At 68.1% G+C, this 23,174-nt stretch carries 26 protein-coding genes; 2 read left to right on the top strand and 24 right to left on the bottom strand.

All coding sequences use genetic code 11. The features are described 5' to 3' along the window. Window position 1: 1 nt before the first annotated feature. From U1872_RS13455 to U1872_RS13410, 10 genes are all read right to left on the bottom strand, one after another. Window positions 2-535: a demethoxyubiquinone hydroxylase family protein gene (locus U1872_RS13455; RefSeq protein ID WP_332793636.1), complete on the bottom strand. Its 534-nt coding sequence runs from the start codon at window positions 533-535 to the stop codon at window positions 2-4. Beyond that, on the bottom strand, window positions 535-1,008 hold the full coding sequence (locus U1872_RS13450) for a disulfide bond formation protein B (protein ID WP_332793401.1): 474 nt from the start codon (window positions 1,006-1,008) through the stop codon (window positions 535-537). Before U1872_RS13450 ends, U1872_RS13455 begins: the two co-directional genes overlap by 1 nt. Window position 1,009: 1 nt before the next feature. Beyond that, window positions 1,010-2,347 (bottom strand): S41 family peptidase, encoded by a 1,338-nt coding sequence (locus U1872_RS13445; protein ID WP_332793400.1) that lies wholly within the window; start codon window positions 2,345-2,347, stop codon window positions 1,010-1,012. Window positions 2,348-2,490: 143 nt separating this feature from the next. Further along, a complete protein-coding gene (locus tag U1872_RS13440) occupies window positions 2,491-3,675 on the bottom strand; it encodes a murein hydrolase activator EnvC family protein (protein ID WP_332793399.1) in 1,185 nt (394 codons plus the stop codon). A 4-nt stretch (window positions 3,676-3,679) separates the two neighbouring features. After that, a complete protein-coding gene (locus U1872_RS13435) occupies window positions 3,680-4,102 on the bottom strand; it encodes a 23S rRNA (pseudouridine(1915)-N(3))-methyltransferase RlmH (RefSeq protein ID WP_332793398.1) in 423 nt (140 codons plus the stop codon). Between the two features lie 213 nt (window positions 4,103-4,315). Continuing rightward, a complete protein-coding gene (rsfS, locus tag U1872_RS13430; protein ID WP_332793397.1) occupies window positions 4,316-4,717 on the bottom strand; it encodes a ribosome silencing factor in 402 nt (133 codons plus the stop codon). Window positions 4,718-4,725: 8 nt separating this feature from the next. Next, window positions 4,726-5,343 carry a nicotinate-nucleotide adenylyltransferase gene (locus U1872_RS13425; protein ID WP_332793396.1) on the bottom strand — a complete coding sequence of 206 codons (618 nt, stop codon included), beginning with the start codon at window positions 5,341-5,343 and terminating at the stop codon, window positions 4,726-4,728. Continuing rightward, window positions 5,340-5,636 carry a type II toxin-antitoxin system RelE/ParE family toxin gene (locus U1872_RS13420; protein ID WP_332793395.1) on the bottom strand — a complete coding sequence of 99 codons (297 nt, stop codon included), beginning with the start codon at window positions 5,634-5,636 and terminating at the stop codon, window positions 5,340-5,342. Before U1872_RS13420 ends, U1872_RS13425 begins: the two co-directional genes overlap by 4 nt. After that, window positions 5,624-5,899: a CopG family ribbon-helix-helix protein gene (locus tag U1872_RS13415; RefSeq protein ID WP_332793394.1), complete on the bottom strand. Its 276-nt coding sequence runs from the start codon at window positions 5,897-5,899 to the stop codon at window positions 5,624-5,626. Before U1872_RS13415 ends, U1872_RS13420 begins: the two co-directional genes overlap by 13 nt. Window positions 5,900-5,930: 31 nt before the next feature. Continuing rightward, the gene (locus U1872_RS13410; RefSeq protein ID WP_332793393.1) at window positions 5,931-7,199 is read right to left on the bottom strand and encodes a glutamate-5-semialdehyde dehydrogenase; all 1,269 of its coding nucleotides are present in this window, start codon (window positions 7,197-7,199) and stop codon (window positions 5,931-5,933) included. 77 nt (window positions 7,200-7,276) lie between these two features. Between U1872_RS13410 and U1872_RS13405 the strand changes: the two genes are divergently transcribed. Further along, window positions 7,277-8,362, top strand: a complete 1,086-nt coding sequence (locus tag U1872_RS13405) for a DUF3667 domain-containing protein (RefSeq protein WP_332793392.1) — start codon at window positions 7,277-7,279, stop codon at window positions 8,360-8,362. Window positions 8,363-8,652: 290 nt separating this feature from the next. On the opposite strand, the gene ftsH is transcribed toward U1872_RS13405, so the two are convergent. The 12 genes from ftsH to U1872_RS13345 form a co-directional block, all read right to left on the bottom strand. Further along, the gene (gene ftsH / locus U1872_RS13400) at window positions 8,653-10,620 is read right to left on the bottom strand and encodes an ATP-dependent zinc metalloprotease FtsH (RefSeq protein ID WP_332793391.1); all 1,968 of its coding nucleotides are present in this window, start codon (window positions 10,618-10,620) and stop codon (window positions 8,653-8,655) included. 80 nt (window positions 10,621-10,700) lie between these two features. After that, window positions 10,701-11,849, bottom strand: a complete 1,149-nt coding sequence (tilS, locus tag U1872_RS13395) for a tRNA lysidine(34) synthetase TilS (RefSeq protein WP_332793390.1) — start codon at window positions 11,847-11,849, stop codon at window positions 10,701-10,703. Between the two features lies 1 nt (window position 11,850). Further along, window positions 11,851-12,906 (bottom strand): tetratricopeptide repeat protein, encoded by a 1,056-nt coding sequence (locus U1872_RS13390; protein WP_332793389.1) that lies wholly within the window; start codon window positions 12,904-12,906, stop codon window positions 11,851-11,853. Between the two features lie 64 nt (window positions 12,907-12,970). Continuing rightward, window positions 12,971-13,921: a RodZ domain-containing protein gene (locus U1872_RS13385; RefSeq protein WP_332793388.1), complete on the bottom strand. Its 951-nt coding sequence runs from the start codon at window positions 13,919-13,921 to the stop codon at window positions 12,971-12,973. Between the two features lie 106 nt (window positions 13,922-14,027). Next, complete coding sequence (gene ptsP, locus U1872_RS13380; protein WP_332793387.1) at window positions 14,028-16,295, bottom strand: phosphoenolpyruvate--protein phosphotransferase; 2,268 nt, start codon at window positions 16,293-16,295, stop codon at window positions 14,028-14,030. 101 nt (window positions 16,296-16,396) lie between these two features. Then, window positions 16,397-17,419 (bottom strand): Holliday junction branch migration DNA helicase RuvB, encoded by a 1,023-nt coding sequence (gene ruvB, locus U1872_RS13375; RefSeq protein ID WP_332793386.1) that lies wholly within the window; start codon window positions 17,417-17,419, stop codon window positions 16,397-16,399. Continuing rightward, window positions 17,416-17,676, bottom strand: coding sequence for a hypothetical protein (locus U1872_RS13370; RefSeq protein WP_332793385.1), 261 nt, complete (start codon window positions 17,674-17,676; stop codon window positions 17,416-17,418). Before U1872_RS13370 ends, ruvB begins: the two co-directional genes overlap by 4 nt. A gap of 105 nt (window positions 17,677-17,781) precedes the next feature. Further along, complete coding sequence (ruvA, locus tag U1872_RS13365) at window positions 17,782-18,375, bottom strand: Holliday junction branch migration protein RuvA (protein ID WP_332793384.1); 594 nt, start codon at window positions 18,373-18,375, stop codon at window positions 17,782-17,784. A 43-nt stretch (window positions 18,376-18,418) separates the two neighbouring features. Then, on the bottom strand, window positions 18,419-18,904 hold the full coding sequence (gene ruvC, locus U1872_RS13360; RefSeq protein WP_332793383.1) for a crossover junction endodeoxyribonuclease RuvC: 486 nt from the start codon (window positions 18,902-18,904) through the stop codon (window positions 18,419-18,421). Window positions 18,905-19,109: 205 nt separating this feature from the next. Then, complete coding sequence (locus tag U1872_RS13355; RefSeq protein WP_332793382.1) at window positions 19,110-19,853, bottom strand: YebC/PmpR family DNA-binding transcriptional regulator; 744 nt, start codon at window positions 19,851-19,853, stop codon at window positions 19,110-19,112. 158 nt (window positions 19,854-20,011) lie between these two features. Then, window positions 20,012-20,251 carry a DUF2312 domain-containing protein gene (locus U1872_RS13350; protein ID WP_332793381.1) on the bottom strand — a complete coding sequence of 80 codons (240 nt, stop codon included), beginning with the start codon at window positions 20,249-20,251 and terminating at the stop codon, window positions 20,012-20,014. Between the two features lie 63 nt (window positions 20,252-20,314). Beyond that, complete coding sequence (locus U1872_RS13345) at window positions 20,315-20,608, bottom strand: DUF1244 domain-containing protein (protein ID WP_332793380.1); 294 nt, start codon at window positions 20,606-20,608, stop codon at window positions 20,315-20,317. A gap of 80 nt (window positions 20,609-20,688) precedes the next feature. Here U1872_RS13345 and pyk point away from each other — a divergent pair, with 80 nt between their 5' ends. Further along, the gene (pyk, locus tag U1872_RS13340) at window positions 20,689-22,146 is read left to right on the top strand and encodes a pyruvate kinase (RefSeq protein ID WP_332793379.1); all 1,458 of its coding nucleotides are present in this window, start codon (window positions 20,689-20,691) and stop codon (window positions 22,144-22,146) included. A gap of 148 nt (window positions 22,147-22,294) precedes the next feature. On the opposite strand, the gene U1872_RS13335 is transcribed toward pyk, so the two are convergent. Beyond that, window positions 22,295-22,924 (bottom strand): HAD family hydrolase, encoded by a 630-nt coding sequence (locus U1872_RS13335; protein ID WP_332793635.1) that lies wholly within the window; start codon window positions 22,922-22,924, stop codon window positions 22,295-22,297. Beyond that, the gene (gene ykgO, locus U1872_RS13330) at window positions 22,921-23,046 is read right to left on the bottom strand and encodes a type B 50S ribosomal protein L36 (RefSeq protein WP_010160916.1); all 126 of its coding nucleotides are present in this window, start codon (window positions 23,044-23,046) and stop codon (window positions 22,921-22,923) included. Before ykgO ends, U1872_RS13335 begins: the two co-directional genes overlap by 4 nt. Between the last annotated feature and the right edge of the window lie 128 nt (window positions 23,047-23,174).

Below are 23,174 nucleotides of genomic sequence, written 5' to 3'. Positions count from 1 at the left end.
GTCAAATGCGTTTCGCGGTCGCGATCGCGACCTTGCAGCCCAGCCGGATCATCCCGCTGAGCAATGGATATCCCGGCGTATTCTCGGCCCCCGCGGCGAGCGCGGTCTCGCGATGCTCGACCTCCTCGGCCTGGAAGTCGCGAATCGCGTCGGACAGTTCGGGATCGCTCTCGCCGAGCACGACGAGTTGCTCTTCATAATGCTTGTCGATCTCGGTCTCGACCGCGGCGGTGCACGCCATCGCCGCGTCGGGACCGAGCGCCGCGGTGACCACACCAAGCGCGAAGCCGGCGACACTCCAGATCGGATGGAGCAGGGTCGGGCGCACCGAACGCTCGGCCATCATCGCGTCGAAGAAGGCGCGGTGCCGCTCTTCCTGATTGGCCATGCCGGCGATCGCGCGCGCCGCGGGGCTGCGATCGCCGAGCACGGCGAGCTGCCCAGCATAGATCCGCGTCGCGCCGAATTCGCCGGCTTGGTCGACGCGCACCATCGACGCGGTCGCGCGCTTGGGGTCGCCGGGCTTCCAGGTCATCATGTCCGTCTTCCTCGCATCAGGGCAAAGATGGCGATTGCCCCGCCGATCGAAAAGAGCGCGTTGAAGCCGGCGAGCGAAACACCGAACACAGTCCATTGCGCGACGTCGCAGCGGATGATCGGCGCGGCCATGATGCTGTCGAGCGTGATCGCGCCCGCCACGGTCGAGGTGCAGGCGGTGACGCCCGCCCACCAATGATATTCGACCCCGGCATGGTAGAGACCGATCAGCCCGCTGAGCAGGATCGCCACCGCCGCCAGCGCGACCAAAGTCGCGCGCGCCGGGCGCCCGGGGACGACGAAGGCGAGTGCCGCCAGCGGAATCGCGGCGATGTGCGGATAGCGTTGCCACCAGCACATCTCGCACGGGTAGAGCTTGCCGACATATTGGAAGGCGAGCGCGCCGCCGAGCAGCGCCAGCGGAAGCAGCAAGGCGAGCAGGCGCGCGCTGTGGAACCGGTCGCGCGTCATCCTATTTCGCCGCCACGGCTTGCGCGCCACCGGCGAGGCGCGCGATCGTGTTGAGTGCGTAATTCAGCTGGAAATCCTCGATACCCTTGGCCTTGAGCTGCTCGGGCGTCGCGGCGAAGCGCGGATCGGGCTTGCCGTCCTCTTCGACCGCGGCGTTGTCGGCCTTGACCTCGTTGATCAGGTGGCGGCGCAGATCGTCCTCGCGGAACACCGGCCGCGACTTGTAGTCGGGATCCGAAATCTGCGGGACGGCGATGTCGGGTTCGATCCCGCCTTCCTGCACCGAGCGGCCCGACGGCGTGTAGTAGCGCGACGTGGTCAGCCGCAGCGCGGCGTTGGCGCCGAGGTCGATCACCGTCTGGACCGATCCCTTGCCGAACGAGCGCTCGCCCATGATCAGCGCGCGGTGATGGTCCTGCAGCGCGCCGGCGACGATCTCGGAGGCGGACGCGGTGCCGGCATTGGTCAGCACGATCACCGGCAGGCCGTGCGCGAGATCGCCCTTCACATAGGATTCGGCATAGAACGGCTCGATGTCGGCCTTGTCGCGGCCGCGCTGCGAGACGATTTCGCCCGACGACAGGAAATTGTCGGCGACCGCGATCGATTCGTCGCGCAAGCCCCCGCCATTGTCGCGCAGATCGATGACATAGCCGAGCGGATCGTGGCCGAGCTGCTTGACGATCCCGCGGATCGCCCCGGTCACGGCATCGCCGGTATGTTCGGAGAAAGCGGTGATGGTGATCAGGCCGACCCCGTCCTTGACGCTCCACTTGACCGGCTTCTGGACGATCTTCTCGCGGATCAGCGCTACGACGATCGGCTTGTCGCGGCCTGGGCGCAACAGCGTCAGCGTGACCTTGCTGCCCGGCTCGCCGCGCATCTTCTGGATCGACTCGTCGAGCGTGTCGCCGAAGATCAATTTGCCGTCGATATGCGTGATGTAATCGCCCGACTTGATCCCGGCGCGCGCGCCCGGCGCGTCGGGCTGCGGCGACATCACCTTGACCGCGCCGTCCTCCATCGTGACGGTCAGCCCGAGCCCGCCATAGCTGCCCATCGTCTGGATGCGGAGATTGTCGTAATCGAGCCCGGTCTCGTAGGCGCTGTGCGGATCGAGCGCGGCGAGCATCCCCTCGATCGCGCCCTTGACCAGCACCTTGTCGTCGACCTTGTCGACATATTCGGCCTTCACGCGGTTATAGACGTCGAGGAACACCGCCATCTCGCGATAGGTGCCGTTGTCGACCGCCGCCATCGCGCTGGTGCCGATGGGCACGATCGCCAATACCGCCGCGATCGCGGAGGCTTGCAGCAGCGAGGTAGTGAAACGCGACATCGGTCAATTCTCGGCAGGCAGGAGGTCTTGGGGACACCGTAGCGAGGTTTGTCTGGGGATCAAAGCGGGGCGATCGATGGCAGGGATCGGTTGAACGGCGGCTGACTGGACTTGCCTTCCCCTTGCAGCCTCCGCCGCGACCATCAGCCGACCAGCGCGGTCATGTCGACCGCGCGATCGCGGCGCCGCAGTTCGATCGTCACGCGCGGTGCCTCGCCCCCGGCGACCTGGCCGAGCGGCGCCCCTTGCGCGACCTTCTCGCCGATCCGCACGCTGCTATTGCCGAGTCCCGCGACGAGCGAGGTCCAGCCGCCGCCATGATCGAGGATGACGATCGTCCCATAATCGCGGAACGGGCCGGCAAAGGCGACCCGGCCCGCGGCGGGCGCGACGACCTGCGCGCCGCCTACCGCGACGATCGTCAGGCCGCGCGAGCGCACACCGGTGTCTGACAGCTCGCCCAGGCCGGTGACGACCTTGCCCTGCACCGGCAAGCGGTACGGCGGCGCGCTGTGCGACCAGCCGACCTGCGCGACCGGCGGCAGCACCGACCCCGGGCGCGGCGGGCGCGGGACCGGGCCGGGCAGCGCCTCGAGACTGGCGCGCGTGGCGGCCTGGTTGCCGATCGAATCCATCAGGTCGACGATGTCGCGCGCTTTCTCGCCGAGCGCGATCGCGCGGTCGGACTCGAACAGCGCGTCGCGGCCGAGCGCGCGCGAGCGCAAGCGATGTGCCGCCTCGAGCCGCGTCAGCGCGAGGCGCTGCGTCTCGAGCCGCGACCGGCTCTCGGCCAACGCATCGGTCGCGACCGCTGCGGCCGCCTGCAGGCGGCGGGTGCGCGCGAGATCGGCGCGCACCGCGGCGGTGCGCGCGCGAATCACCGGCAGCGTGTTCGACAGCACCGCGCGGACATGGACGAGATCGTCGATCGAGCCGGGCTGGACGACGCTGATGATCGCCGGCCGACGGGCGAGCGATTGCAGCGCGCCCATCAGCCGCGCGACCGGCGCCTGCTTGTCGGCGAGCCGGCCACGCTGTTCGGCGAGCAGCCGATCGATGATCGCGAGCCGCGCCTGTCCGGCGACGATGTCGGCCTCGGCCTGCTGGACGCGCGCGGCGATCGCGGCTTCGCGCGCCTGCGCTTGGCGGGCCTGATTCTGTTCGGCGGCGGCCTGGCGTTCGAGCGCGGCCGAACGTTGCGCCGCGACCAGCGACTGCGCCTTGGCTTCGGCGAGCCTGGCGCGCTGGTCGGTCGGGGCTTGCGCGAGCGCGACGCTGGCACCGACCACGCCCGCTACAATCGCCAAAACCAGACCCCGCCCCCGCATCGGCCTATCCTTCGCGGTGATAGGGGTGATTGGCAAGGATGCTGGTCGCGCGATACAATTGCTCGGCGAGCATCGCGCGGGCGAGCAGATGCGGCCAAGTCGCACGACCGAAGCTAAGCAACAGATCGGCCGATGCCCGTTGCGCGTCGTCGAAGCCGTCGGCCGCGCCGATCAGGAAGCGCGCCTCGCGCACCCCGGCGTCGCGCCATTTCTCGAGCGTGGCGGCGAAATCGCGCGACGGTAGCACCTGCCCGGTCTCGTCGAGCATGACGAGGCGGCAGCCGGGCTCGACCGCCGGCATCTTGCCGCCGGTGTCGGGCAGTTCGGTCAGCTTGTACGGCCACGACAGCCGCTTGACGTAGCGCTCGACGAGCTCGGCCTCTGGACTGCGCCCGATCCGCCCGCGCGCGACGATGTGGAGCAACATATCGCTTCAGGAACGAATCGGGAGGTCGATCTTGACCGCGTGGGTCGGGATCGGAGTCAGCGCGGCACAAACTAGCAGGCCGCAGACAATCATTCCCGCGAAACCCCAACCGATCCGACCCGCCCGAAAGTCAATCACGACTCGAACGGTGCAAAAGATCAGCGCCACTAGGACGCTGATCGCCTGCAAGACCAGACCAGTCACCCTTAGCTATCAGGCTTCAGTTGCCGGCGCGGCCGGCGGGGTCGGCGCATCGCCGAACGCCCACATCCGCTCGAGATTGTAGAAGGTGCGGACCTCGGGGCGGAACAGATGGACGATCACGTCGCCGGCATCGAGCAGCACCCAATCGGCGGTCGGCAGGCCTTCGATGCGCGACGGCCGGCCATATTCGGCCTTGATCTTCTCGCTGAGCTTCTGCGCCATCGATGCGACCTGACGCGTCGAGCGACCGCTGGCGATCACCATGTAGTCGGCGATGCTCGACTTGCCCGCGAGCGGGATCGAAATGACGTCGACGGCCTGGTCGTCGTCGAGCGACGCGAGCACGAGCCGATGCAGCGCGTCGACCTCTTCGGGTTCGGACGCGCGATAGACGGGAGAAGTTGAGGCCAAGATGATTCCTATGCAGAAGGTGGGGTCGGGACGGCTGGCAGGAAATGCCGCTGCCAGGCGGGGTCGGCAGCACGAAGCTGCGTCGCGGAGCGCGGGTCGGGGCGGAAGCGCAACAGCACGAGTGCCGGCAATCTCCACTGCGTCCAGTTCTTCGCCTGGTGTGCGGGCCGACGTGCGCGCCGCAACCAACCCATCGCGGGAGCCGCGAGAGCAGACCGTTCATACCCCGGACGCGCGATTACCGCAATCGGAACCTCGCGGGCGATCTGGCGCCACCCTTTCCACTGGTCGAACTGTGCCAGATTGTCCGATCCCATCAGCCAGATGAACTGTTTCTTGGGGAAGGCGCGGCGCAATTTGGTGATGGTGTCGACGGTGTAGCGCGTGCCGAGTTTCTGCTCGATCGCACTCACGCGGATCGGCGCGTGGCGCGCCATCCGCACTGCCGAGGCAAAGCGCGCGGCGAACGGCGCCATGTCGCCGGCCTGCTCCTTGAGCGGATTGCCGGGCGAGACGAGCCACCACACTTCGTCCAGCCCCAGCGCGTCGAGCGCGGCGAGGCTGATCGCGCGGTGGCCGGCGTGGGCGGGATTGAACGAGCCGCCGAGGATGCCGATGCGGGTCAAACCTCGGCTTCGATTGCGCCGGGCCAATCTTGGCGAGCGTGCCGAATACGCACGATTTCGATCGTTCCATCGCGCAAGCGATACAGAATAAGATAGGGGGTCTTGCGCACGCCGATGACGCGAAACGGTTCGCCGAATGGCCGTCCAAGCCGCGGGAAGCCCGCCAATCGCGCTGCCGATACCTGGATCGCGCGAAGCATCTGGGCGGCGGCCGCCGGATCACGCTCTGACAGATACGCATCGATCTCCGCCAGATCGCGTCCCGATCGTGGCGACCAGATCAGCTGCGACATCGCGCCTCATGCTTGGCGATCATGGCGTCCAGGTCGGCCATCACGACTTCGTGCGGAATGAACTCGCCGCGGTCGAGTTCATCGATACCGACCTGCGCGAAGGCCGCGAACTCGGCCTCGCTCTCGACGACGCGACGAATTGCTCCGGCGGCATACGCCGCGGGGCTGATCCCGAGCGATGCCGCCATTTGATCGAGCAAAGCGCCAGTCTCGGCATCGAGCTCGGCGGTGACCGATCGCAAGATAGGCGCAGGATGGTTCATGTCGAGAGTGTAATCTCTCGCCCCGCCGCCATCAACCCCGCACCTGTCCGGTGCCGTAGCCCACCCATTTGTAGGTCGTCAGCCCCTCGAGCGCGACCGGGCCGCGCGCGTGGAGGCGGCCGGTGGCGATGCCGATCTCGGCGCCCAGACCGAACTCGCCGCCATCGGCGAACTGGGTCGAGGCGTTCCACAGCACGATCGCGCTGTCGACTTCGGCGAGGAAGCGCTGCGCGACGGCTTCGTCCGCCGCGACGATCGCGTCGGTGTGGTGCGAGCTGTGCGTCGCGATGAAGCGCAGCGCGCCGTCGATCCCGTCGACCAGCCCGGCCGAAGCGATCGCGTCGAGATATTCGGTGTCCCAATCGGCGTCGGTCGTGGGCGTCAGATCCGGCACCAGCGCGCGCAGGCCGGGGCCGCCGCGCACCGCGCAGCCGGCGGCGGTGAGCGCCGCGACCAGGCCGACCGGATCGGGAAAGGCGCGGTCGATCAGCAGCGTCTCCATCGCGCCGCACACGCCGGTGCGGCGCATCTTGGCGTCGACCACGATCGCATTGGCCATCGCCGGATCGGCCGAGCCGTCGACATAGATGTGGTTGATCCCGTCGAGATGCGCGAGCACCGGCACGCGCGCCTCGGCCTGGACGCGCGCGACCAGCCCCTTGCCGCCGCGCGGGATGATCAGGTCGATCGCCGCGCCGCCGCTCGTGCCGTCGGCCGCCAGCATCGCGCCGACCGCCGCGCGATCGGTGGTGGGGACGAGCTGCACCGCATCGGCCGGGACGCCTTCCGCCATCAGTCCCGCGACGAGCGCGGCATGGATCGCGCGATTGCTCTCGATCGCCTCTGAGCCGCCGCGCAGGATCACCGCATTGCCCGCCATGACCGCCAGCGCAGCCGCGTCGGCAGTGACGTTGGGCCGGCTTTCGTAGATGATCCCGATCACCCCGATTGGCACGCGAACGCGGCGAAGGCGCAGGCCGTTGGGCCGCACGCTTTCGTCGATCACCGCGCCGACCGGATCGGCCAGCGCGGCGACCGCGGCGACGCCGTCGGCCATCGCCGCGACGCGCGCCGCATCGAGCTGCAGGCGATCGAGCATCGCGCTGGACAGGCCGGCCGCTTCCGCCTTGGCCATATCGGCTGCGTTGGCCGCGAGGATCTGCGGCGCCGCATCGCGCAGCGCTTGTGCAGCGGCGGCGAGCGCGCGACCCTTTACCGTCGACGGCAGCGTCGCAAGCGTGCGGGCCGCGGCGCGGGCGCGATCGGTCATCGTGGCGAGCAGGGTTTGAGCATCGGTCATGGCGTTGCCGGTATCACGGCCACCGCCCTAGCGGCAAAAGCTATCGCATTCGCGCCTTGCACTGCTATGCAACGGGGATGTCGGGGGGAATCGAAGCAGCGGGCGACATCGCCACGGGAATGATCTTCGCGCGGGCGGTCGAACCGCCCGCGGGCGAAGTCGTGGCGTCTCATGCCGAACACAATTTGTGCCTCAATTGCGGGACGGCATTGCACGGCGAGTTCTGCTTCGCCTGCGGCCAGTCGGCGCATGTTCACCGCTCGCTCCATTCGATCGGGCATGACCTGCTCCACGGCGTGTTTCACTTCGAGGGCAAGATCTGGCGCACGCTGCCGATGCTCATGTTCCAGCCCGGTGCGCTGACACGCCGCTACATCGCCGGTGAACGCGCGCGCTTCGTCTCGCCGCTCGCCTTGTTCCTGTTCGCGGTGTTCCTGATGTTCGCCTCGATCCACAGCTTCGGCGGCGAACTGGGGACCGACCTGCCGCCCGAGGCGCGGACCGAGGCGGTGCAGAACATCGACAAGGACATCGCCAAGAGCAAGGCGAAGATTGCGCGCTTGCAGACCGCCCCGCGGCTCGACCAGAACGCCGCCCCAGAGGCCGCGATCACCGCGCGTCGGATCGCCGAGGCGCAGAGCGACCTGCAGAGCCTGCAAACCGCCCGCTCGGTGCTGACCGGGTCGACCGCCGACCTTGGCGAGATGTCGCTCGCCGGGCTGCGGACCGACTGGCATGCGTTCGACAAGGGCATCGCGAAGGTCAAGGCCAACCCCGGGCTGATGCTCTACAAGCTGCAGTCGAGCGCGTACAAATATAGCTGGGCGCTGATCCCGATCTCGACCCCGTTCGTGGCCCTGCTGTTCCTGTGGCGACGGCGCTTCACGCTGTATGACCACGCCATCTTCGTGACCTATTCGCTCGCCTTCATGATGATGCTGATGGCAGCGCTGAGCACGGCGGGCGCGCTCGGCGGATCGAGCTGGCTGATCGCGCGGCTGGCGCTGACCGTGCCGCCGGTGCACATGTTCGTACAGCTGCGCGGCGCCTATGCGCTGCGCAAGCGCTCGGCCTTGTGGCGCGCGGTCGTGCTGCTGCTGTTCGCCTGGATCTCGCTGGTCGCCTTTGCCGCTCTGCTGCTGGTGATGGGGTTGATGGAATAACGCGGCCGCCCACGGGGCAGGCCTGCGGAAAGTCACACGAAAGTCTCACCATCGCGCGGTGCCGAAGGAGGCCGGGCGCGGTCCCCCGCGATCCGACGCGGGCCAGAATGATAAGCCATCCCCGCGCTGTAGGACAGCAGCAGCCATGCGCCCTCGGCCGCTAATCCCGCGACCACCGCTACAAGCGCCGGGGCCATGATCGGCGCACCGGCGCCAACCCTTGCGACAAAAAAGAGCCGCGCCCGACGGGTGTCGGACGCGGCCCTGTCGCCACCACGGTATCGGGCGTCTTACGCCCCGGCGGGTGCCGGATTGCCGAACGGACCGCCGCCCTTGGGTCGACGCGTCTTGGGAATCGAGGTGCCCACGCCGGGAACGATCGACACCGTCGCGTCGGGATCGTCGCGGCCGATGTCGCCGTCGAAGGCGAGACGCTTGATCTCGTCGCCGGTCAGCGTCTCATATTCGAGCAACGCACCCGCGATGCGATGCAGCTGATCGATATGCTCGGTCAGGATCTCGCGCGCCTGCGCCAGCCCGCCGTCGACCAGCTTGCGGATCTCGCTGTCGATCATCAGCGCGGTCTCGTTCGACATGTTCTGGCGCTGCGTCTGCGAGTAGCCGAGGAAGGTCTCGCCCTGCTGCTCTTCATATTGCAGTGGGCCGAGCGCGTCCGACATCCCCCATTGCGACACCATCGCGCGGGCGAGCTTGGTCGCCTGCTTGATGTCGCCGGAGGCACCGCTCGACACCTTGTCGTACCCGAAGATCAGTTCCTCGGCGACACGGCCGCCCATCACGGTCGCGAGATCGGCATACATCTTGTCGCGGTGATACGAGTAATTGTCGCGCTCGGGCATCGACACCACCATGCCCAGGGCCCCGCCGCGCGGGATGATCGTCGCCTTGTGGATCGGGTCCGATGCTGGCGTGTGGACGCGCACCAGCGCGTGGCCGGCCTCGTGATACGCCGTCATCCGCTTCTCGTCGGCGGTCATCACCAGCGAGCGCCATTCGGTGCCCATGATGACGCGGTCCTTGGCGGTCTCGAACTGCGCCATCGCCACCAGCCGCTTGCCGAGTCGCGCCGCCATCAGCGCCGCCTCGTTGACGAGGTTGGCGAGATCGGCACCCGACATGCCCGGCGTGCCGCGCGCGAGCGTGCGCGCATCGACGTCGGGCGCGAGCGGCACCTTCTTCATATGGACTTCGAGGATCTTCACGCGGCCTTCGATATCGGGCAGCGGCACCGTCACGCGACGATCGAAGCGGCCCGGACGCAGCAGCGCTGGATCGAGCACGTCGGGACGGTTGGTCGCCGCGACGATGATGATGCCCTCGGACGCCTCGAAGCCGTCCATCTCGACCAGCAGCTGGTTGAGCGTCTGCTCGCGCTCGTCATTGCCGTTGCCGAGGCCCGCACCACGGTGACGGCCGACCGCGTCGATTTCGTCGATGAAGACGATGCACGGCGCCGATTTCTTGGCCTGCTCGAACATGTCGCGCACGCGGCTTGCGCCGACGCCGACGAACATCTCGACGAAGTCGGAGCCCGAGATGGTGAAGAACGGCACACCGGCCTCACCCGCGATCGCGCGGGCGAGCAGCGTCTTGCCGGTGCCGGGCGAGCCGACCAGCAGCGCGCCCTTCGGGATCTTACCGCCGAGGCGGGCGAACTTGGTCGGATCCTTCAGGAACTCGACGATCTCCTGAAGCTCCTCGCGCGCCTCGTCGATGCCGGCGACGTCGTCGAAGGTCACGCGACCTTCCTTCTGCGTCAGCATCTTCGCGCGGCTCTTGCCGAAGCCCATCGCGCCCGAGCCCGAATTCTTCTGCATCTGGCGCATCACGAAATAGCCCAGACCCAGGAACAGGAAGAAGGGCAGCGAATTGACCAGCAGGATCTGCCAGATCGGCGCGCCTTCCTCTGGCTTGGCGGTGATCGTGACGTTCTTCTCGCGCAGGCGATCGGTCAGCCGCGGGTCCTGCGGGGCATAGGTGCGGAACTTGCTGTTGTCGCTCAGCGTGCCGGTGACGACCTCGCCGGAGATGTTGACGTCCTTGACCTGCCCGTTCTGGACGCGGTCGAGGAACTGCGAATAGGCGATCCCGTTGACGTTGGGGCCGACCGCGCGATTGTCGATCAGCGTGACGAACAGCGCCAGCGCGACAAGGATGCCCACCCAGATGAGCAGCGACTTCATCCAGGGATTGGGCCCGCCAGCGTCGGAACCGGGCTGCTTGTCATTGTCGTTCATGGGCACGGGATACCTTTCGTGACCCATAAGATAAGCACAGTGGGATTAATGGCAATGCAACGGTCGCGGCAAATCGTCGATCAGAGTGAGCGACGCGGCGGTTGTTGCGCGAAATACCAGATGTTTTGGCGCGCGCTGACGCGGATTCCGCCCTGGGTGGCGGTCTTGCCCGATTCGAGCGCGTCGAGCAGCGACTCGATATTGGCCGAGTCGGTGAAGGCCGGGGTGGTGATCGCGTGCGCGGCGCGGACCGCGTGGATCGCCCGGCGCGTGAGCCGGCGCCGGAGTTCGCGGGGCAGGTCGGCGACATCGAGACCGAGGATCGCAACGGCAGCCACCGCCGCTTCGCGCGGCCCCTCCCCCGTTCTGGCTAAGCCTGTCGAAGCCCTGCTCTCCGCCGGGAGACTTGCGTCGTGCGACGCGGTGCCCGTCGACAGACTCAGGGCGAACGGTCGTGGGGCCGCCGGCGCGCAAGCCTGCCGATCGACCCGCCGCGTCCGCCACAGCCACTCCTCGATCTCGCGGATTGTCGCGTCGGCCTCGGCCGCATACGCCGCGGCGTGCGCGATCTGCACCGGGTCGAGCCACGGAGTCTCGCGCAGCAACGTGCGAAAGCGGGTGCGCTCGTAATGCGGGTCGGCGTTGCTGGGATCATCGACAAAGGGAATCGCGCGGGCGGTGACCAGCGCGCGCAGCTCCGCAACCCGCCAGCCGAGCAGCGGCCGGATCACCGCGACCCCGGCCAGCCGTTGTAGCGCGCGGATGCCGCCGAGCCCGGCGACGCCAGACCCGCGCGCGGCGCGCATCAGGAAGGTTTCGGCCTGGTCGTCGGCGTGGTGCGCCGTGGCGAGACAGGCAGCGCCGGCTTCGGCGACCCAGGCGGCGAGCAGCGCATAGCGGCGCGCGCGGGCCTCGGCCTGCACGCCGCCGGACGCGAATGCCTCGTGCACGACGAGCGTCGTATGCGCGATGCCATGTGCGGCGCACCACTCGGCGACCATGCGCGCCTCGTCAGCAGCGGCGGGGCGCAGGCGGTGGTCGACCGTCGCGGCGACAATTCGCCCCGGGTAAGCGGCCGCAGCGAGCGCGAGCAGCGCCATGCTGTCAGGCCCGCCCGACACCGCGAGCGCGAGGCGTTCGTCGGGTTCGAGCGGGTGCACCCGCGCGACATCGCACCGGAACCGCTCGACCAGTGCCGGGTCCACCGGCACGCGGTCGGGCGGACTCATCTCACGAACAGTTGGCGGCGGCACGGCCCTTGGCGACGCCCGCCTTCATCCGCGCATCGGCATCGACCTTGGCGCCATAGCTGCGCTGGAGCTCGGTGTAGACCTTGCACACCTGCGCTGCGGGCTTGTCGAGCTTCACCAGCGCCTGCGCGAGGTAATAAAGGCTCTCGGGCGCGCGGTCGCCGTCGGGCCATTTCTTGTAATTGTCGTAGAAAGCGAGGCTCGCCAGCGACGGCTTGCCATCCTCGAGATACGACCGGCCGAGCAGGTTTTGCGCATAGCTGGCGCGCTTGTGCGTCGCAAACTTGGTGGTGACGGTGGTGAACTGCGCCTCGGCCTCGGGATAGAGCTTCGCCGCCCACAGGCGATAGCCGTAGAGATAGGTGTCCTCGGCCACGTCGCCGCTGTCGGGCCGCTCGACCGCGGCGACCTTGGCGGCGCGCTCGGGATCCTTGGTCGCGACCACCGGCGGCGGGGTGACGGCACCCTTGCTCGCGCCCGGCCGCGTCGTCGCGGTCGGCTTGGGCGTGCTGAACGGCTGGTCGGCAGCGCGATCCGGGGTCGATCGATCAGGCGTGGGGCGATCGGCAGTCGGGCGGCTCTGCGTCGGGCGCACCGGCGCAGGGCGATCGAACCCGCTGTCGTCGCCTGCGGCGGCGGGTGGCGGCGCTGCAGCCGCCGCGGCGGCGGCGGCGGCGTTGGCCTCGAGCGTCTTCAGTCGACCCTCGAGCAACTGCACGCGGTGCTGGTTGGTCTCGGTCTGCGAGGTCAGCGCCCGCAACTGCGTCTCGAGCGAATCGACCCGCGTCGTCAGGTCGGCGACCGGGCTGGTCGGCGAACCGGCGAGGATCGCCTCGGGATCGGCGGGGCGATTGTCGGGCTGGACATATTGCTGGCCGCTGCCGCCGGGGAAGACCTTGCGCTGGACCGCGCGCATTTCGCCCTCGAGCCGGCCGACGCGGCCCTCGATCGCACGATCGCTGCTCTGCGCCTGCGCGGGCAGCGCGGCGAGCGTGCTCCCCGCGAGGAGCAGGGCCGTCAATAGATGGTAGCGCATTCGTACACCCCCCGGTGCTGATGAAGAGCGCCGTATAGCGGACTGGATCATGCCCTTGCCAGCCTTAAGGCGCAGGAGTCGCGGCGGGCGCTTCGGGCTCGGGCGCGACCGCGGCGGGCGCGGCGATATTGAGCGGCGCGATCGACGACGAAGCGCGCGCGCGCGGCGTGCCGCGGCTTTCGGGGCGGCGCTCGGACGGCGCAGCGGCCGTCGTCGGCGTCGCGACCGGTGCCGCACCACCGCGCGCGGTCAGCGTCGCAGCGTCGATCGGCACATCCTTGATCGCGATCCGGCCATCGCCGAGCGGCGCAACCGGCGTGCCGCCGACCGTCACGGTCAATTTGTCGGGGCGCCCGACATTGATCAGCGGTGCGGTCGCATCGGCAGGGACGGGATAGCGCTCGCCCGCCTTGAGCGTGCCGATGTAGAGCGTCTTGCTCGTCCCGTCGGCGGCCTTCTGATAGACTTTGAGCCAGACCTCGTCGGTCGCGCTCAGCACGACCGCGCCGGTCGGCGCGCTCGGCGTGGGCGCCGCGACGGGAGCCTTCGGCGCCTCGATCGCGACGAACGACGCGGGGGCGGGTTCGCCGTCGCCGCGGAACAGGCTGGTGCCGTAGAACAGCCCGACCCCGATCAGCAGCAGTACGGCGACGACCACCGCGCCTAGCACCAGCCCGCGCGGTGGGACGCGCGCCGGCTCGTCAATCTCATACGCCTGGTAATCGGTGCGGCGCGCGCTCGGCTGGTCGCTGGCGCTGCGCACGTCGCGCGCGATCGCGACTTCGTCGAGGCCGACGGCACGCGCATAAGCCTTCGCAAAGCCGACCGAATAGGTGATCGACGGCAGCGCGGCATAATTGCCCTGCTCGATCGCCTCGAGCTGGCGCCCGGGAATGCGCGTCCGTGCGGCGACCTCGGCCAGCGTCAGGCCGAGCGCTTCGCGCGCCTCGCGCAATTTGTCTCCCGAGCTCTTGGGAAACAGCGTCGCCTCTTCGGCCGGGGTCGGTTCGGTCATCACTATCTCCGGCAGGGTGTGTGCGGCCCGTTAAGCACCCTGTCCCGGCGTGTCTCACAAAGGGGGCCCGACAAGTCAACGCCCTGCCGCGCCGCCGAACGCGCTATCACGCCAGTTCGACACCGTTTTCGCGCGCCCAGTCGGTCAGCGCGCCGCGCATGTCGCGCGGCGGGGCCTTGAGCAGTTCGTCGAGATACGCGCTGAGCGCAGCGCGATCGAGCGAGCGCACCATTGCCTTGATCGGCCCGACCGCCGCCGGCGTGATCGACAGCCGCTCGATGCCGAGCCCGATCAGCGCCATCGCCTCCAGCGGGCGCCCACCCATCTCGCCGCAGACGGTGAGCTGCACACCGGCCGCACGCGTCGGCGCAACGAGCTTGGCGAGGAAGCGCAGGATCGCCCCGCTCAACCAGTCATAGCGCTCGGCGAGCTTTGGGTTGGCGCGATCGGCGGCGAACAGGAATTGCGTGAGGTCGTTGGTGCCGACCGACAGGAACGAGATGTTGGGCAGCAGAAGGTCGAGCTGCTCGGCAAGCGCCGGGACTTCGAGCATCGCGCCATAGCGGATCTCGTTCGGCATCTTCTTGCCGCGCGCGATCAGCCATTCGCGCTGCGCCTCGAACAGCGCGCGCGCCTCGTCGAATTCCCACGGCTCGCTGACCATCGGGAACATCACGTTGAGCGTCCGCCCCGCCGCCGCCTCGAGCAGCGCACGCGCCTGGACCTTCATCAACCCGCCGCGCTCGAGCGCGAGCCGGATCGCGCGCCAGCCCATCGCGGGGTTCTCCTCGTCGGCATCTTCCTTGTTGAGATAGGGCAGCGCCTTGTCGCCGCCGATATCGACCGTGCGGAAGATCACCGGGCGATCGCCGGCGGCGTCGAGCACGTCCTTGTAGAGCCGCTGCTGGCGCTCGCGCGAGGGCAGCGTGGCCGAGACGAGGAACTGGAATTCGGTGCGAAACAGCCCGATCCCGTCGGCGCCGGTCACATCGAGCGCGGCGACGTCGTCGCGCAGGCCGGCATTCACCATCACCGTCAGCCGGTGCCCGTCCTTGGTGACGGGCGCCTGCGTCTTGAGCGCGGCGAACACCGCGCGGCGCTTCTGGCGCAGTTCGAGCGCGGTCTGGAACGCTTCCTCCATCGCCGACGACGGCCGCGCGAAGACGTTGCCCGCGGTGACGTCGAGCAACAGCAAATCGCCCTCGCCGATCAGCCGCCGCACGTCGCGCACCCGGCCGAGCACCGGCACGCCCATCGCGCGCGCGACGATCGTGACGTGCGCGGTGAGCGAACCCTCCTCGAGCAGCACGCCCTTCAGCCGCCGCCGGTCATATTCGAGCAGTTCGGCCGGGCCGAGGTTCCGCGCGATGAGGATGGTGTCCTGCCGCAGCCCCATCTGCGCCGCGGTGCCCATCTGGCCCGAGACGATCCGCAGCAGCCGGTTCGACAGATCTTCCAGATCGTGCATCCGGTCGGCGAGCAGGGGATCGTCGATCTGCCGCATCCGCATCCGCGTGCGCTGCTGGACGCGCTCGATCGCGGCCTCGGCGGTCAGCCCCGAATCGATCGCCTCGTTGATGCGCCGTGCCCAGCCCTCGTCATAGGCGAACATCTTGTAGGTCTCGAGCACCTCTTCATGCTCGCCGCCGACGCCGAATTCGGCCTGTGCGGCGATCCGCTCGATCTGCTCGCGCATCTTGTCGAACGCGGCATAGACGCGGTGGCGCTCGGCCTCGGTATCCTCGGCGACGGTATGCTCGACATGGACGCGCGGCTGGTGGAACACGGCATAGCCGCTCGCCATGCCGTCGACGAGCTTGAGCCCGGGGATACGCATCGGCGCGGTCGATTGCGGGCGCAGGTTGGACGCGCCGCTGGCATCGACCAGCTCGGCATTGGCGATCAGCTCGGACAGCACCATCGCGACGGTCTGCAGCGCCTCGATCTCGACCTCGTCATAGCGGCGCGGGTCGACATGCTGGACCGACAGCACGCCGATCGCCCGCTCGCGCCGGATGATCGGCACGCCGGCGAAGCTGCGGAACTTCTCCTCGCCCGTCTCGGGATTGTGGACGAAATCGGGGTGGCTCGACGCTTCGTCGAGGTTGAGGATCTCGGCCTGCTCGGCGATCGTGCCGACCAGTCCCTCGCCGAGCGCCAATTTGGTGACATGGACCGCCTCCTGCGCCAACCCCCGCGTCGCGTAGAGTTCGAGCACGCCCTCGCGCAGCAGGTAGATCGAGCAGACTTCGCTCGCGACGCCCTCACCGACGATCCCCACCACGGCGTTCAGCTTGGCCTGCGGTGCGGTGCGCGAGGCCATCACATCGTGCAGGCGGCGGAGAATTTCGCGGGCGGAGGCGGCTGCAGTCATGCCTGCGGGGCTAACAGAAAGATGAGGGGCTTGGCTATCGTGCGGCGCACAAGATTTGCTTCTTCGTTCCTCCTCTCCCCTTCAGGGGAGGGGCTTTTAGGTCAGCTATCGAACAGGCTCTCCTGCGCGCCCTCTGGCGGGGTCAGCCCGAGATGCTTCCACCCGCCCGCATTGAGGCAGCGCCCGCGCGCGGTCCGCGCGACGAGGCCCAATTGGATCAGATAGGGCTCGATCACTTCCTCGATCGTGTCGCGCGGTTCGGACAGGCCCGCCGCGAGCGTCTCGACCCCGACCGGGCCGCCGCGATAGATGTCGGCGATCATCATCAGATAGCGGCGATCCATCGCATCGAGCCCGAGCTTGTCGACCTCGAGCCGGTTGAGCGCGGCATCGGCGGCGCGCGCATCGACCAGTTCATGCCCCGCGGCATGCGCGAAATCGCGCACGCGGCGCAGCAAGCGCCCGGCGATCCGCGGCGTCCCGCGCGAGCGGCGCGCGACTTCGGTTGCCCCGTCGGGCGACAGCGGCAGGTCGAGCAGCCCGGCCGCGCGCGACACGACCTTCTCGAGCTCCTCGATGCTGTAGAAGCTCAACCGCACCGGAATCCCGAAGCGATCGCGCAAGGGGGTAGTGAGCAGCCCCTGTCGCGTCGTCGCGCCGATCAGCGTGAAGCGCGGCAGATCGATCCGCACCGAACGTGCCGACGGCCCCTCGCCGATCATCAGATCGAGCGCACGGTCCTCCATCGCGGGGTAGAGCACTTCCTCGACCGCAGGCTGGAGCCGGTGGATCTCGTCGATGAACAGGACATCACCATCCTCGAGATTGGTGAGCAAGGCAGCGAGATCGCCCGACTTGGCGATCACCGGCCCCGATGTGGCGCGAAAGCCCACGCCCATCTCGCGCGCGACGATCTGTGCGAGCGTGGTCTTGCCGAGCCCGGGCGGGCCGAAGAACAGGACGTGATCGAGCGCATCGCCGCGCGCCTTGGCGGCGGCGATGAAGATCCGCAGATTCTCGCGCGCGGCCTTTTGCCCGACGAAATCGTCGAGCGATTTCGGGCGCAGCGCGGCATCGACGTCTTCGGGCGTGCGCGCGGGAGAGAGGAGAGGCTTGTCGGTCATGCGGTCCAAATCGTTCGATAGCCTTGGGCGCCGATCTGGTCGATCCGCCAGAAGCGATCCTTGAGATAGTCGAGCACCGGATCGGGCACCGGGCCGACCTCCATGATCGACACTTTGTCGGGATCATCGAGATAGGCGCGCGCGATGATCCCCGACGCTTCGAATCGATAAATCAGATGGTTGTAGATCTCCGCGACGCCGCCTTCGTCGTCCCAGAGGACATCGCGGATATGCTCGATCGTCGGGACCACGTGCACGGCGCCCCCGCCTCGCGGATCTGATCCCGGTTCGCTCACGACGTGCCGCAATCCGAGACGTTGCTCCGGTCTTTGCCGTCCGCGGTTTCCCGCACCGTCGCCATCCTACTTCGCCGCCTTGCGCAGCGCGAGGCGCACCAGCGCGTCGAGCGTCGCGCCGGCGCCAAGCTCCTCCTCCGCCGCCGCCACCGCGCCCGATGCTTCGGCCGGGCGGAAGCCGAGGTTGAGCAGCGCCGAGACGGCATCCGCGCCCGCCCCGACCGGCGCGATCGACGATGCGGCGTGGCCGAGTTCGACCCCGCCGATCTTGTCCTTCAATTCGCGCACGATCCGTTCGGCAAGCTTGGGCCCGACGCCGTTCGAGCGCGCGACCATTGCCTTGTCCTGCGCCGCGATCGCGCGCGCGAGGTCGGTCGGCTCAAGCGCCGACAGGATCGCCAACGCGACGCGCGCGCCGACCCCCTGCACGCCGGTGAGCAAGCGGAACCAGTCGCGCTCGGCCGCGCTCGAAAAGCCGACCAGGCGGATGAAATCCTCCGCCACGAGCATCTCGGTATGCAGCATCACCGCTTCGCCGACCGGGCCGATGCTGGCGAGCGTACGGCTCGACGCGCCGACGAGATAGCCGACGCCGCCGACGTCGATCACGGCATGGTCGAGTCCCGTCGCGTCGAGGCGGCCTTTGAGATGGGCGATCATGCGCAGGTACGTAACAGGAACGGGCGCTTGCGGGAAAGCGAAATCAGGGCAGCCGCCGCGCGCTCGCGATATGGTGCGCGTGGCAGATCGCCACCGCCAGCGCATCGGCCGCATCGGCGCCGTCGATCTTCACGCCGGGGAGCAGCCGCGAGACCATCGCATGGACCTGCGCCTTCTCCGCCGCGCCCGTGCCGACCACCGCCTTCTTGACGAGTCGCGCGGCATATTCGCCAACCTCGAGTCCCGCGCGCGCGCCCGCGCACAGCACGACGCCGCGCGCCTGACCGAGCTTCAAGGTCGATTGCGGGTTGGAATTGACGAACACCTCCTCGACCGCGCAGCCATCGGGCGCTCGGTCGATGATCAGCGCCGAGAGCATCGCGTCGAGATGCGCGAGCCGGCGCGGGAGCGTGGCGGTGGTGTCGGTCTTGAGCTTGCCGTTGGCGACATGGCTGAGGCGATTGCCCTCGGCGCGGATCAGGCCCCAGCCGGTCGTGCCGAGGCCGGGGTCGAGGCCGAGGATCAGCATCTGAATTCCCTCTCCCTGTGGGAGAGGGAGGGAGGAGCGAAGCGACGGAAGGGTGAGGACAGAGCGCCGTAACTGCCCTCACCCTTCCCACTCGGCTGTGCCGAGCGGGCCCAGTTTCGGGTGAACAGCGCCCCGCGCTGTTCAGGCCATGCCGCGGGCATGGCCGACCCGAAACTCCTCTCCCACAGGGAGAGGGAGAAAAAGGTCATCCCAATTTTTCCAAAATCGCGTCGGACACTTCGTAATTGCCCCACACCGTCTGCACGTCGTCATCGTCGTCGAGCGTGTCGATCAGCTTGAACAGCGTCGCCGCATCGTCCTCGCCGACCTCGACCATCGTCTGCGGGCGCCAGGCGAGCTTGGCGCCCTCGGGCTCGCCGAGCACCGGGGTCAGCGCGGTGACGACTTCGTGGAGCGATTCGTTCGAGGTCCAGATCTCATGGCCCTCCTCGCTCGACTGGACGTCCTCGGCGCCGGCTTCGAGCGCCGCCTCGAACACCTTCTCGGCATCGCCCGCCGTCGCCGGATAGGAGATCAAGCCCATCCGGTCGAACGCATGGCTGACCGAGCCCGACGCGCCGAGATTACCGCCGTTCTTGGCCATGCCGGTGCGGACGTTGGTCGCGGTGCGGTTGCGGTTGTCGGTGAGCGCCTCGATGATCAGCGAGACACCGCCGGGGCCGAAGCCCTCGTAGCGGATTTCCTCGTAATTCTCGGTATCGCCCTTCGATGCCTTGTCGACCGCGCGCTGGATGTTGTCCTTGGGCATCGACTGCGCCTTGGCGGCGTTGATCGCCATGCGCAGCCGCGGGTTCATGTCGGGATCGGGCAGGCCCATCTTCGCCGCGACGGTGATTTCGCGCGACAGCTTGGAAAACATGCCCGAGCGCTTCTTATCCTGCGCGCCCTTGCGGTACATGATGTTCTTATATTTGGAATGGCCTGCCATGATGTCGTCCTGAAAACTGCCGTTCGGGCTGAGCCTGCCAGGGTACCCATGAAAATGGAATTTTCATGGGGCCCGTCGAAGCCCTGCCCTTCTCCTGCGGCGCAGTTAGAAGAAAGTGCAGTCCTTCGACAAGCTCAGGACGAACGGAGAGGGGTCGGTCAGTCGAGCCCAAGCGCCTGCTTGTAGGTTTCGAGCAGCGCCTCGGCCTCGTCGCGGTGATGCTTCTCCATCTTGCGCAGGCGCACGATCGAGCGGATCGTCTTGACGTCGAAACCGGTCGACTTGGCCTCGCCGTACACGTCCTTGATGTCGTCGGCGATGCCCTTCTTTTCTTCCTCGAGGCGCTCGATGCGCTCGATGAGAAGGCGTAGCTGGTCGGCGGCGATGATGTCGCTCACGGTAAATCCCCCGGGGTTTGAATCAGTGAAAGGCGCGCGCTTTAGGGCAGCGCGGCGCCGCCGTCACGCATTCTTCGCCACGCTTTGGCGCATCCGCTCGAGCTGCTCGGGGGTCGCGTCGCCCTGATGCTCGGCTTTCCACTGCGCATAGGGCATGCCGTAGACGATCGCGCGCGCCTCGTCCTTGGTCATGCCGCCATCGGCCTCTTCGACCCAATCCGACAGGCAGTTGCGGCAGAAACCGGCGAGCCCCATCAGGTCGATATTCTCGGCGTCGCTGCGGTGGCGCAGATGGCGCACCAGCCGCCGAAACGCCGCCGCCGCTACGGCATCATCCAGTTCATCCAAATCGCGCATCTGTTCGCTCCACGGTTGATCGTGGCGAGATAGGAGGTAGAGCAGCAGGCGTACAGCCTCCCCACGGCAAGGACCTCCCCATGATCAAGCCAATCCGCCCGCGCGCGCGCAAGGTACGCATCCTCGCCACGCTCGGGCCAGCCAGCAGCACCCCCGAAATGATCGCCGCGCTTTTCGAAGCCGGCGCCGACGCCTTCCGCGTCAATATGAGCCATGGCGACCAGCAATCGAAGATCGCCGTCATCCAGTCGATCCGTGGGCTCGAGAAGATCTACGGCCGGCCCTCGACGATCCTCGCCGATCTGCAGGGGCCAAAGCTCCGCGTCGGCAAGTTCGAGGGCGGCAAGATCGAGCTGACCAAGGGCCAGACCTTCACGCTCGACCGCGACACCACGCCCGGTGACACCACCCGCGTCGAACTGCCGCACCGCGAAATCTTCGAGGCGATCGAGCCCGGCGCGCGCCTGCTGCTCGACGATGGCAAGCTCGTGCTGCGCGTGACCAGCCACACCGACACGACGATCGTCACCGAAGTCGTCGTCGGCGGCGCGCTGTCGAACAACAAGGGCCTCAACGTCCCCGACGTGGTCGTGCCGATGGCGGCGCTGACCGAGAAGGACCGCAGCGACCTCGCCTTCGCGGTCGACCAGGGCGTCGACTGGATCGCTTTGTCGTTCGTCCAGCGGCCCGAGGATCTCGCCGAGGCACGCAAGCTGATCGGCGGCCGGGCGTCGCTGCTCGCCAAGATCGAGAAGCCCTCGGCGATCGACCGGCTCGAGGAGATCGTCGAGAATTGCGACGGCGTGATGGTCGCGCGTGGCGATCTCGGCGTCGAACTGCCGCCCGAGACGGTGCCGCCGCTGCAGAAGCGCATCATCGAAGTATCGCGCCGGCTCGGCCGCCCGGTCGTCGTGGCGACGCAGATGCTCGAATCGATGATCACCTCGCCTTCGCCGACGCGCGCCGAAGTGTCCGACGTCGCGACCGCCATCTATGACGGTGCCGACGCGATCATGCTCTCGGCCGAGAGTGCGGCGGGCGCGTGGCCGACCGAATCGGTGGCGATGATGAATGCGATCGGCGAGGCGGTCGAAAAGGATCCGACTCACGGCGACCGGATCCATTTCACCGTGATCCGCTCGGACCCGACCACCGCCGACGCGCTCGCGGAAGCCGCCAAGAACATCGCGCAGACGGTCGATGCCGCGGCGATCATCTGTTTCACCGCCTCGGGCTCGACCGCGCGGCGTGTCGCGCGTGAGCGGCCCGGCGTGCCGTTGATGATCCTCACCCCGAATCCAGAGACGGCGCGCCGTGCGGGCCTGCTGTGGGGCGCCTATGCGATCCTGACCAAGGACGTCGATTCGTTCGAGGCGATGGTCGCCAAGGCCAAGCGCATGGCGCTGCGCCACGGGCTCGCCAAGGCCGGCGACCGCGTGATCCTGATCGCCGGCGTGCCGTTCAAGACGCCGGGCTCGACCAACGTGCTGCATGTCGTGCGGATCAATGGCGACGAGCTCAAGGGGTATGCGGGCTAGGCGCTCGCTGCACCCGACACCCCTTCATCCGTCACCCCGGGCTTGTCCCGGGGTCCACCGGGATGCGCGTCTCACTGCCCGAGCGCGCGCGGCACGGTGGGCCCCGGCACAGGGCCGGGGTGACGAAGGGGGTCGATAGGGAAAGCGCTTAAAGAGCGGGCGTCGCGAGAACCCCGTAACGCGCCAGATCCGCGCGCAGGGCGGGCGCATCGGTAAAGATCACCGCCCCCATCCCCACGCCGCGCGCACCCGCGACATTGTCTTCGCGATCGTCGACGAACAGCGTGTCCTCGGCGCGCAGCCCGAAACGGTCGAGCGCGAGGCGATAGATCGCCGGGTCGGGCTTGGTCAGCAGTTCGTCGCCCGACACCAGGATGCCGCGAAAGCGATCGAACAGTTCCGCCTCGCGCTCGCGGAAGGCGGGCCAGAACTCGCCCGAGAAATTGGTGATCGCATAGAGCGGCACGCCGGCGGCATCGAGCTCGCGCACGAGCTCCTGCATCCCCGGCAGCATCCCGCCGAGTTGCTCGGTAAAGCGTGGCCCCCACGCCGCGATCAGATGGGCATACTGCGGATGCGCGGCGGCGAGTTCGGCCGAGGTCTCGGCGAACGGGCGGCCAGCATCGTGCTGGAAGTGCCAATCCTTGGTCGCGACGTCGCGCAGGAACGCATCGAGCGCCCGATCGTCACCGATCAGGCGCTCGTAGAGGAATCTGGGATTCCAGTCGTACAAGACGTTGCCGACGTCGAAGACGACGGCCCGCGTCACGTCGTTCAGCCCTGGCGGGCCTTGAAGCGGCGGTTGGTCTTGTTGATGATGTAGGTACGCCCACGACGACGGATCACGCGGTTATCGCGGTGACGGCCCTTGAGCGACTTCAGGGAATTGCGGATCTTCATGATCGATTCGCTTTGCAAAATCTGGAATGTGGAAAAGAGCGGCTGCGCATATGGTCGGGTGCCCCTCAAGTCAAGCGCGACCGCGCCGATTTGCCCCGCTATGGCGACGGAACCCGGAGGCCGGGTCC

The sequence above is a fragment of the Parasphingomonas frigoris genome (assembly GCF_036663815.1).
Lineage (GTDB): Bacteria > Pseudomonadota > Alphaproteobacteria > Sphingomonadales > Sphingomonadaceae > Sphingomonas.
The sequence above is the reverse complement of the archived record's forward strand: the minus strand, read 5'-3'. Positions and strand labels throughout refer to the sequence as shown.

Excerpts from the sequence above, each read along its gene's own strand:
- U1872_RS13455 (WP_332793636.1), bottom strand. The coding sequence starts at position 535 with ATGACCTGGAAGCCCGGCGACCCCAAGCGCGCGACCGCGTCGATGGTG.
- U1872_RS13450 (WP_332793401.1), bottom strand. The coding sequence starts at position 1,008 with ATGACGCGCGACCGGTTCCACAGCGCGCGCCTGCTCGCCTTGCTGCTT.
- U1872_RS13445 (WP_332793400.1), bottom strand. The coding sequence starts at position 2,347 with ATGTCGCGTTTCACTACCTCGCTGCTGCAAGCCTCCGCGATCGCGGCG.
- U1872_RS13440 (WP_332793399.1), bottom strand. The coding sequence starts at position 3,675 with ATGCGGGGGCGGGGTCTGGTTTTGGCGATTGTAGCGGGCGTGGTCGGT.
- U1872_RS13435 (WP_332793398.1), bottom strand. The coding sequence starts at position 4,102 with ATGTTGCTCCACATCGTCGCGCGCGGGCGGATCGGGCGCAGTCCAGAG.
- U1872_RS13420 (WP_332793395.1), bottom strand. The coding sequence starts at position 5,636 with ATGTCGCAGCTGATCTGGTCGCCACGATCGGGACGCGATCTGGCGGAG.
- U1872_RS13415 (WP_332793394.1), bottom strand. The coding sequence starts at position 5,899 with ATGAACCATCCTGCGCCTATCTTGCGATCGGTCACCGCCGAGCTCGAT.
- U1872_RS13410 (WP_332793393.1), bottom strand. The coding sequence starts at position 7,199 with ATGACCGATGCTCAAACCCTGCTCGCCACGATGACCGATCGCGCCCGC.
- U1872_RS13405 (WP_332793392.1), top strand. The coding sequence starts at position 7,277 with ATGTCGGGGGGAATCGAAGCAGCGGGCGACATCGCCACGGGAATGATC.
- ftsH (WP_332793391.1), bottom strand. The coding sequence starts at position 10,620 with ATGAACGACAATGACAAGCAGCCCGGTTCCGACGCTGGCGGGCCCAAT.
- tilS (WP_332793390.1), bottom strand. The coding sequence starts at position 11,849 with ATGAGTCCGCCCGACCGCGTGCCGGTGGACCCGGCACTGGTCGAGCGG.
- U1872_RS13390 (WP_332793389.1), bottom strand. The coding sequence starts at position 12,906 with ATGCGCTACCATCTATTGACGGCCCTGCTCCTCGCGGGGAGCACGCTC.
- U1872_RS13385 (WP_332793388.1), bottom strand. The coding sequence starts at position 13,921 with ATGACCGAACCGACCCCGGCCGAAGAGGCGACGCTGTTTCCCAAGAGC.
- ptsP (WP_332793387.1), bottom strand. The coding sequence starts at position 16,295 with ATGACTGCAGCCGCCTCCGCCCGCGAAATTCTCCGCCGCCTGCACGAT.
- ruvB (WP_332793386.1), bottom strand. The coding sequence starts at position 17,419 with ATGACCGACAAGCCTCTCCTCTCTCCCGCGCGCACGCCCGAAGACGTC.
- ruvA (WP_332793384.1), bottom strand. The coding sequence starts at position 18,375 with ATGATCGCCCATCTCAAAGGCCGCCTCGACGCGACGGGACTCGACCAT.
- ruvC (WP_332793383.1), bottom strand. The coding sequence starts at position 18,904 with ATGCTGATCCTCGGCCTCGACCCCGGCCTCGGCACGACCGGCTGGGGC.
- U1872_RS13355 (WP_332793382.1), bottom strand. The coding sequence starts at position 19,853 with ATGGCAGGCCATTCCAAATATAAGAACATCATGTACCGCAAGGGCGCG.
- U1872_RS13345 (WP_332793380.1), bottom strand. The coding sequence starts at position 20,608 with ATGCGCGATTTGGATGAACTGGATGATGCCGTAGCGGCGGCGGCGTTT.
- pyk (WP_332793379.1), top strand. The coding sequence starts at position 20,689 with ATGATCAAGCCAATCCGCCCGCGCGCGCGCAAGGTACGCATCCTCGCC.
- ykgO (WP_010160916.1), bottom strand. The coding sequence starts at position 23,046 with ATGAAGATCCGCAATTCCCTGAAGTCGCTCAAGGGCCGTCACCGCGAT.